At 53.6% G+C, this 209-nt stretch carries 1 protein-coding gene; it reads left to right on the top strand.

The annotated features are described in order from the left end of the window. Positions 1-209 (top strand): DDE-type integrase/transposase/recombinase (locus BHE85_RS20515; protein ID WP_146628013.1); only part of this gene is annotated, 209 nt, incomplete at both ends.

The raw sequence follows: 209 nt of genomic DNA, 5'->3' as shown, positions 1-209 counted from the left end.
TCAGAGCGACTACGAACCCGAACCACAATCTGCCAGTTGCGCCAAATCTGCTGAACCAGACGTTCGCTCCTACAGCACCAAATCAGGTCTGGGTGGCGGACCTGACGTATGTTGCCACACAGGAGGGATGGTTGTACCTCGCTGGCATCAAAGATGTTTATACGTGCGAAATTGTCGGCTACGCCATGGGAGAGCGCATGACAAAAGAG

This window comes from Shigella sp. FC1567 (assembly GCF_001743015.1).
Lineage (GTDB): Bacteria > Pseudomonadota > Gammaproteobacteria > Enterobacterales > Enterobacteriaceae > Escherichia > Escherichia coli.
The sequence above is the reverse complement of the archived record's forward strand: the minus strand, read 5'-3'. Positions and strand labels throughout refer to the sequence as shown.